The 8084-nt window shown below is 37.5% G+C and carries 11 protein-coding genes; 5 read left to right on the forward strand and 6 right to left on the reverse strand.

Annotated elements, in window-relative coordinates; translation table 11 throughout:
• The 3 genes from ABXH34_RS16260 to ABXH34_RS16270 form a co-directional block, all read right to left on the reverse strand.
• On the reverse strand, positions 1 to 144 hold a 144-nt coding region (locus tag ABXH34_RS16260), incomplete at its 3' end, for a WbqC family protein (RefSeq protein WP_353572947.1).
• A complete protein-coding gene (locus ABXH34_RS16265) occupies positions 141 to 1238 on the reverse strand; it encodes a DegT/DnrJ/EryC1/StrS family aminotransferase (RefSeq protein ID WP_353572939.1) in 1098 nt (365 codons plus the stop codon). The genes ABXH34_RS16265 and ABXH34_RS16260, both read right to left, overlap by 4 nt.
• An 8-nt stretch (positions 1239 to 1246) precedes the next feature.
• The gene (locus tag ABXH34_RS16270; RefSeq protein ID WP_353572940.1) at positions 1247 to 2002 is read right to left on the reverse strand and encodes a hypothetical protein; all 756 of its coding nucleotides are present in this window, start codon (positions 2000 to 2002) and stop codon (positions 1247 to 1249) included.
• Between the two features lie 565 nt (positions 2003 to 2567).
• On the opposite strand from ABXH34_RS16270, the gene ABXH34_RS16275 reads away from it, so the two are divergent.
• The gene (locus tag ABXH34_RS16275; protein ID WP_353572941.1) at positions 2568 to 2774 is read left to right on the forward strand and encodes a hypothetical protein; all 207 of its coding nucleotides are present in this window, start codon (positions 2568 to 2570) and stop codon (positions 2772 to 2774) included.
• Between the two features lie 116 nt (positions 2775 to 2890).
• On the opposite strand, the gene glcE is transcribed toward ABXH34_RS16275, so the two are convergent.
• On the reverse strand, positions 2891 to 3943 hold the full coding sequence (gene glcE, locus ABXH34_RS16280; protein ID WP_353572942.1) for a glycolate oxidase subunit GlcE: 1053 nt from the start codon (positions 3941 to 3943) through the stop codon (positions 2891 to 2893).
• A 156-nt stretch (positions 3944 to 4099) separates the two neighbouring features.
• Between glcE and ABXH34_RS16285 the strand changes: the two genes are divergently transcribed.
• The 4 genes from ABXH34_RS16285 to ABXH34_RS16300 all read left to right on the forward strand — a co-directional run bounded on the left by ABXH34_RS16285 (position 4100) and on the right by ABXH34_RS16300 (position 7149).
• Positions 4100 to 4897 (forward strand): thiazole synthase, encoded by a 798-nt coding sequence (locus tag ABXH34_RS16285; protein WP_353572943.1) that lies wholly within the window; start codon positions 4100 to 4102, stop codon positions 4895 to 4897.
• A gap of 209 nt (positions 4898 to 5106) precedes the next feature.
• Positions 5107 to 5766, forward strand: coding sequence for a hypothetical protein (locus ABXH34_RS16290; RefSeq protein WP_353572944.1), 660 nt, complete (start codon positions 5107 to 5109; stop codon positions 5764 to 5766).
• Between the two features lie 2 nt (positions 5767 to 5768).
• Positions 5769 to 6461: a tRNA (guanosine(46)-N7)-methyltransferase TrmB gene (trmB, locus tag ABXH34_RS16295; protein WP_353572945.1), complete on the forward strand. Its 693-nt coding sequence runs from the start codon at positions 5769 to 5771 to the stop codon at positions 6459 to 6461.
• A gap of 226 nt (positions 6462 to 6687) precedes the next feature.
• On the forward strand, positions 6688 to 7149 hold the full coding sequence (locus ABXH34_RS16300) for a J domain-containing protein (protein ID WP_353572946.1): 462 nt from the start codon (positions 6688 to 6690) through the stop codon (positions 7147 to 7149).
• On the opposite strand, the gene bioD is transcribed toward ABXH34_RS16300, so the two are convergent.
• Positions 7130 to 7768 carry a dethiobiotin synthase gene (gene bioD / locus ABXH34_RS16305; protein WP_353572948.1) on the reverse strand — a complete coding sequence of 213 codons (639 nt, stop codon included), beginning with the start codon at positions 7766 to 7768 and terminating at the stop codon, positions 7130 to 7132. The genes ABXH34_RS16300 and bioD overlap by 20 nt on opposite strands.
• Before the next feature lie 38 nt (positions 7769 to 7806).
• The coding region (locus ABXH34_RS16310; RefSeq protein ID WP_502710422.1) for a hypothetical protein at positions 7807 to 8084 on the reverse strand (278 nt) is incomplete at its 5' end.

The raw sequence follows: 8084 nt of genomic DNA on the forward strand, positions 1-8084 counted from the left end.
ATCTAATAGCATTCGATTTCGATTAATCCAACCTTTTTTAATATAATTCACATCGTCTAAAATAATAAATTTATCAACAGCATAAATAAGCTGAAAATAACCAATATACGGCAGAAAATAAGGTTGCATAACCGCCAGTTTCATTTGAAATAAGCCTGTAAACTTTTGCACACAGACTCAATATCTTCTTCAGTTAAAAAATGATGAAAAGGCAAACCTAATAACTGTGGAGAAATTTTGCGAGTCGTCAATAATTCACCTGCATGTGCTATGTTTTGAAATGCAACATGTTCAAACAATGGAGGATAATACCAACGTCGTGTGGTTATATTTCGCTGCTGTAGAAATTGGCCCAGTTCTATGACATCTTCCGAAGTTGGAAAGCGTAAAACAAAGGCTGACCAAATGATTTTGTTGAGATTCTGAGTTTGATAAACAATAGGTAAATCTAAACGATCTAAATGATATTGATAAGTTTGAACCAATCGTTGCCGATGTTGCTGAGTATGCGACCAACGCTCTAAAGCCGCTAAACCTACCGCAGCATGATATTCACTCAACTTGGCATTTGTACCAATAAATTCAGATTTACAGTCATTTATCCCAAAATTTGTCAGTTGACGTATTTTTTGAATTAATGCAGTATCATTACTCACAACTAAACCACCTTCACCAATTCCCAAAGTTTTTGTTGCATGAAGGCTAAATACAATCGATGTTGTTTTGCCAATGGCTTGATTTCCATACGCTCCTGCCGCATCAATGAGGACTGGAATTCCTGTTTTTTGTGTAAAAATATCCCATTGATCAACAGCTTGTGGATAGCCAAAAGCAGACACAGGTAAAATTGCCGCAACATTATTTTTTTGTATTGCATCGTAAGTTAATGCAGGTGTGAGTGACCACGTATTAACATTTATATCAGCAAAAAGCGGACGTAATCCCGCCCGTAAAACAGCGGTTGCAGTAGCAACAAATGTAAAACTTGGAATCAAAATCTGTGCATTTTTTGGTAAATTCAAAGCTATTAAAGCCAACTCTAAACCCAAAGTCGCATTTGCAGTTGTGACAACATGAGAGTGTTTATCAAATTGCTGATTTAACTTTGATTCAAACGCATGGTTAAGCTTGCCAAAATTGGCATACCAGCGATTCGCCTCGATTTGCTCCAACCACGGAATAAGTTCGCGGGTGGATGGCATATCAGGAATATGTAAATTTATTTTTTGACTAGACAAAGAAGACACTAAGCAATGACTTTGGATTGTCCGTAATTAGTAATTAATTCGGCTGACATCACCCATAGACCTTTATCTGATGACCAATCTAATGTTGATTGTTGATCTATAGCTGCAACACCATGCGGTAAATCATATTTGAAGTAAATCACATTACCTATTTCAAATAATTCATCAACTTCCAATGAGCCAAAAGGGGTATCAAACATCACATGACCTTGATTAAAATCTTGTCCAAAACGAGATAAACTTAAGAAAAAGACTACTTTTTGTGGAATATAAGGATGAGTATGTTTTTGAAAATAACCACCACCGCTACAATGTTTGTAAAATTTAAAACGGCAGTTGGGCATTGATAAATCATATTTGGTATTGGCCAATTGATTTTGTAAGCTTAATAATGGTTGTATAACACTATCAAGTTGTTGCTTTAATTCATTATCTAAACAATCTAAGTCAGCAAAACCATATTGATGCAATAAGCGTTTTATGTATTTAGAATCTGATACACAGTCTTTTCGATGATAATTTAAATCAGGAATGCTGGCACTTTTTGTAATGGGGAATTCGGGTTCGTTATCCGCCCAATCAGACACTGCCTGACGTACAGTTAATAGTTTTTCCTCATCAAATACTTTTTCTAAAACAACAATATGCCCTGCTTCAATGAGTTGAGTCATTTCTGCAATAGAGATTTCAGGTATTAATGATTGATTATTTATGTGGGAATCTAAGATAACAAGGCCATTATCGTATTTTTTCATGGATTTTACTCAAAAATGGGGCTTTTAAAATAGTAAAAATGATAAACAGGATGTTTTTGTGCGTATTTAGGGCGCGTTCTCAATTATTGCCAACAAATAACGAATAAAACCAAATAAAATAATGAGTTGCACAGCATTAATAATGGGACGCAAAGCGTCTATCAGTTTTTGAAATAAATATTCTACAAGTTTATGGTCTTTATGTAGTATCTTATCAAAATCTCTTACATCCTTTCTGTTTTTTTAAGCGGAATAATAACGATAGCCGCATTTTTTGACTCTTATGCTTCTTTTTTGGTGATACTCTATATTTTATTCGATGATTAAGAACTGTCCTTAAAGATGTTGGGCTTTGATAAAAAATTCAGAGCCATTTGAGCAATATGATTATTATTCTTATCTGGGTTTTATGGTTGTAAACCTGATATATAGGAGAAAGGGAATTAGTAGAGAATAGAATGGGGTATTTTTTAACTCGTTTAGAGTGAGCAGTATCCAGCGAATATAGCGGATGTGCCAAAGGCATGGGTTATGTGTCAATCTAAATCAAACAGGTGTTTTCTAAATGGATAGTTTATCAGTAATGGCTTGGAGTGTCCTATTCAATGGAATAGGTATTGGCTATTTTATATATGGAAAAAAGCAAAAAGCGATCGTTCCTTTATGTACTGGCTTAGCACTTTTTGTCTTTCCATATTTTGTATCTAGTGTGGCAATGTTACTTGTCGTTGGTATTGTTTTAGTCAGCATACCGTATTTTATAAAAATATGACTTCCGTATTTTAGCTACTACTTCCAGTCAAAAATGATAAAAACCCAATAGCTTTTTAAAATGCGATTTTATTGTAAGCTACTAGTAATAAAAGCATTTTTATAAAATGGATGTATTTAAATTTCCGCAAACATTTTCCCCTGATTTAAAATCATTTTTGGGTCAAACTGTTGTTTTAAGCGTTTTTGCAATGCCAACAATGCAGGTTCAAGCGGTTGAAATATTTCACTTTGTCGATCACCACCACGGAATAAAATAGCATGACCACCCATTTTTAAGACTTTCATTCTAATCGTTTCTGCATCTAAATCAGAACTTAACCAGCGTAGTGCACCACTCCATTCAAAAAAGCAATCGCCTTCCAATTCCAAATCAGGTGTATTCATAGGTACAGAAATTCGCCATAAAGGCTTATCTTGTTGAAAAAAGCTTAAACGTTGCTCACGTAAATTTTGCCAAAACTGTTCGCCTTGTTCATAAACTTGTGCACTTGTTTGCGCCACGGAATTTTGGATCGCTGTACCTGATAGCCTTAAATACACATTGTCCCCATCAAAACAGCTTGCGGTTAACGGGATCGCTTGATTGTTCCAGTGCAACATGATGTCTAATGCGCTGTTTAAATCGGCTGGAATCATTACAGTGCTGGTTTCTTCAGGAAGCGGTAGCACTTTGCAAGAGACTTCCAGCAAAACCCCTAATGTGCCCAATGCACCCACCATCAATCTTGATACGTCATAACCCGCCACATTTTTCATTACTTGGCCGCCAAAGTTGAGCAATTTCCCTTCGCCATTGATACATTTTACCCCTAATACAAAATCCCTTGCAGCACCAACATATGGTCTTGACGCACCAGAAAAGCCACAGGCGATTGTACCGCCCAGTGTTGCAGTTTCTGAAAATAAAGGCGGCTCAAAAGCCAATTGTTGGCCTTTTTCAGCCAAAGCTTGTTGGATTTCTATAACAGGTGTTCCTGCACGTGCCGTTATCACTAATTCGGTTGGTTCATAAGAAATAATCCCTGTATGTTGGCTGACATCCAGTTTTTGTCCCTCAATTTGTCTTCCGTAAAAGTGTTTGCTATCACTGCCTACAATGTGCAATACAGTTTGTTCATGATAAGCAGTTTCAATTGCGGTTTGGAGCTGTTGGCTAATGTCTGACATAAAACGATCCAATAAATTTAAATATTCTGCGCATTATCTTACTATAACGCCTTTTTGACATTTTTTGTGCATGGTTTTTCATAAATATGGTTGCGCCTTAATTTCTTCAGGGTCTACAATAAATCACTTTATTAGCCAAAATAACAAGAAAGCCTTATGTCAACACAAACAGCAGATAGCCCATTAAAGATTGCCGATAAAATTTATAACTCACGTTTACTCGTCGGCACAGGAAAATACAAAGACTTAGAGGAAACTGGGCAAGCGATTGCAGCCAGTGGTGCAGAAATTGTTACAGTTGCGATTCGTCGCACTAACATTGGTCAAAATCCTGATGAACCCAATTTATTGGATGTGATTTCCCCTGATAAATACACGATTTTACCCAATACCGCAGGTTGTTATAACGTAGAAGATGCCGTGCGCACCTGCCGTTTAGCCCGTGAATTATTGGATGGGCACAAATTAGTAAAATTGGAAGTATTAGGCGATCAAAAAACCTTGTATCCCAACGTGACACAGACTTTAGAAGCGGCTGAAATTTTGGTTAAAGATGGGTTTGATGTGATGGTTTATACTTCTGATGATCCTTTAATTGCCAAACAGTTAGAGGAAATAGGTTGTGTTTCTGTGATGCCATTGGCCGCACCGATTGGTTCAGGCTTGGGGGTGCGTAATCCTTATAATATCATCGAGATTATTGAAAATGCCAACGTGCCGATTTTAGTCGATGCGGGTGTGGGCACTGCTTCAGATGCAGCGATTGCAATGGAATTGGGTTGTGATGGTGTCTTAATGAATACCGCGATTGCCGCAGCAAAAAATCCTATATTAATGGCTTCTGCAATGAGAAAAGCCATTGAAGCAGGTCGAGAAGCGTTTTTAGCAGGTCGGATGCCGCGTAAACGTTACGCCAGTGCTTCATCTCCTATTGACGGTACTTTTTTTAGTTAATCTTAAATTGAGGAGTGAAATATAAGATATTGTAATATTTATCAACTATAATATTTTCATTCCTAAGCTTAACCTCAAGAAATAGTTGAAATTAAAAAAGCGGATTTATTTTAAATAATCACAACAAATCATTCATGATATTTGCTTGAATTTTCAATTAACTTATACCACATCTTAAACTACTGCTATTTATTAGAGGAGGATGTGGTATGCAACCTCTTAATACTCAAGGAGTGAAACAACCTAAGGTGTTGGCAAATATATCAGGAGCAAATCAGCGGTTACAAACCAGCATTCATACCAGCATTCATATTCTTAATGAATTCTGCTCGGATCCGCATAGATTTTCTTATGCAAAGCTCTCACTCCTAAAATTGCCTGCAATGACTTTACACGTCAATATGTTAAAAAAAGAATTGACACTGGTTGTCAGCTCTGATGAGGATTACAGTGTATTGTTGTGGCATTTAACCCACGGAAAGCGGCTACATCAATTAATGAGTATGTTTTTTAAACGCATATTCATTGGATTTGGCGTGCAGGGAGACCCCCTCAATCATTGCATTATTCTTGACCATATTATGTTAGATGGGCTGTTGCAGTCCTCTGACTTGCGTAGTTTAGATTCCTTAGGAGAGAGACTCAGACGTACCATGAATATTGCCCTACAAGGCCATGTTGGCGTGTTGCGTCTACAAGGAAATGAAGACATACGCCATCTAAAACAATTATGGATGCGTGGACGGATTGAAAAATTGCTGGATGCGCACCATATCGTGCCTTTTGATGATGATAGCGGTCGCTTAATTAAACTTTGGAAACCGCATAGCGTGGAGGAAGGCCAAGGCATTGTTATTGTCGTGGATTAAATATGGAAAATTGTTTGAAACAACGTGAAATCCGCAGTTTTGTGCGTCGTAATGGACGTATTACTAGATCACAACAACAGGCTTTGGCCGACTTATCAGATGCCTATGTGCTGACCTGTGAACCAGATACCTTACTTGACTTAGATACTCTTTTTGGGCGAGTGGCTGAAAAACATTTAGAAATTGGCTTTGGTGCAGGCGATGCCTTAGTTTCAATGGCAAAAATGCACCCAGAGCGTGATTATGTTGGTATTGAAGTGTATTTAGCTGGCATTGGTCAAGTCTTATCACAAATTGAACAATATGGTTTGACTAATATCCGTTTATTAAATGCAGATGCAGTACAAGTATTAACCCATCATATTGCACCGAATAGCTTGGATTGTGTTTATATTTTCTTTCCTGATCCTTGGCATAAAAAACGTCATAATAAACGTCGTTTGGTTCAAACTGAATTTTTAGACCTGATTACCCCTAAAATTAAATCTGAAGGCCTGATGCGTTTGGCCACGGATTGGGAAGATTATGCGCAGCAGATGTTAGCCGTTTTAGAGGTTTATCAAGGTTTAGAAAATATAACAGGGTTAGGTGAATTTGCTTCTCGGTTTGAAGAAAGACCATTAACCAAGTTTGAACGACGTGGACAACGTTTAGGGCATGGTGTTTGGGATTTGTTGTACCAAAAAGTGCTTTAATTGATGATAAAATATAGCAATTAGTCGAGTGTAATGATGGTTTATTTTTTACCCACAAGGGTTGAAACAGGCAAGGGCTCTAAGTTATTCTGAAATATAAGTTCTGCCTATCATCAAATACACTTTATGTTAGTGCGTCATTACAAGGAAAAAAAATACGGAATCTAAGTGAATACGGCGACGTTGTTGCATATTAGTACCTTGAAAGTATTTCGGTTTAAGAAAAATGAAAAATTATTACCAGATATTAGGCATTAGCCCCAACACAGACCCATCAGAAATCAAGGCAGCAGCTCAAGCAAAAGCCAATGAAATTAATGAGGCTTTCCGTGTTTTAAACGACCCTGAAAAACGTCAAGCTTATGATCTTAGCTTGTTACCTAAACAACCTGAAGCTGAACCACTCAAACCTGTGCCTAAACCTCAAATCGCGCAATCAACAGCGACTCCGCCCAAATTTAAAGTATCAGGTGAAAGCCGTCGACGCTTTACTGATATGATAGGCTCGTGGAGTGAGTACTTGCGTATTGAAGCACCTACTTCTCTACGAGATGTGGTTATTTTTATGTTGGCAGTGGTTTTTCTCCTGTATATGTTGGGACAGTTTTTGTTTCCGCCACCAATTAATCCACCCTCACAGCCATCATTATCATTAGGCACTTATTCTTCTACGGCGAGCAAAAATTAAAACAATCGCTGATATTGCTTAAATCTAATGTGGACTGAAATGGCATAACACCCAGTAATGGAGCATGAATACGAGACTGTAATGTTTCTAGTGTTGTTGCCACCTCATAATCTGCTGTTAGCGTATTGGCGATCCAGCCTTTTAGCTCACAACCATCTTGTTGAATCACTTCAGCCGTTAACAGAGCATGGTTTATACAACCTAAACGTAATCCCACCACTAAAATGACTTGAGCCTGCAAAGCTTTGACTAAATCCACCAAACTATGCTTATTATCAATCGGTACACGCCAGCCGCCGACCCCTTCCACAATGATAATATCGGCTTGTTTTTGTAATTGTTGATGGATTTGGATGATTTTATCTAGCTTAATTTGAACATTAGCTTGTTTTGCTGCTAAATGGGGTGCAATAGGGGGTTTGAACTGGTAGGGATTAACCCAATTATAAGGCAAATCTAAATCACAAGTTGATTGTAATAATAACGCATCTTCATTACGCAAACCATTTGCTGTGACTTCACATCCCGAGGCAATTGGCTTCATAACCACCACTTTATAATTTTGTTGCTGTAGTGTTGTAATCAACGCGGCACTACACCATGTTTTGCCAATATAGATACAAGTTTAATTCTAATGGTTGCTACTATATGTGCTAGTTATGCATTCATGCTTCCAATTGCGACTCCACCTAATGCGATTCCACCTAAAGCAAGTGCACCAACACTTATACCACCGACACTTATCAATCCTACACTTATTCCACCAATACTTACTAATCCCAAAGCAACATCACCAATTGCGATTACACCTTTAGCAACTCGATTTTGGTATCTTCCTCCAGTATTAATATGAACAAGTGGAACTCCAAATATTTTCGCCTTACTTTTGAATTCATGTATTTTTAAACTATATGAGAACCCAATAGTCACTGGGT

The organism is Candidatus Albibeggiatoa sp. nov. BB20 (assembly GCA_016744725.1).
Taxonomy (GTDB): domain Bacteria; phylum Pseudomonadota; class Gammaproteobacteria; order Beggiatoales; family Beggiatoaceae; genus Albibeggiatoa.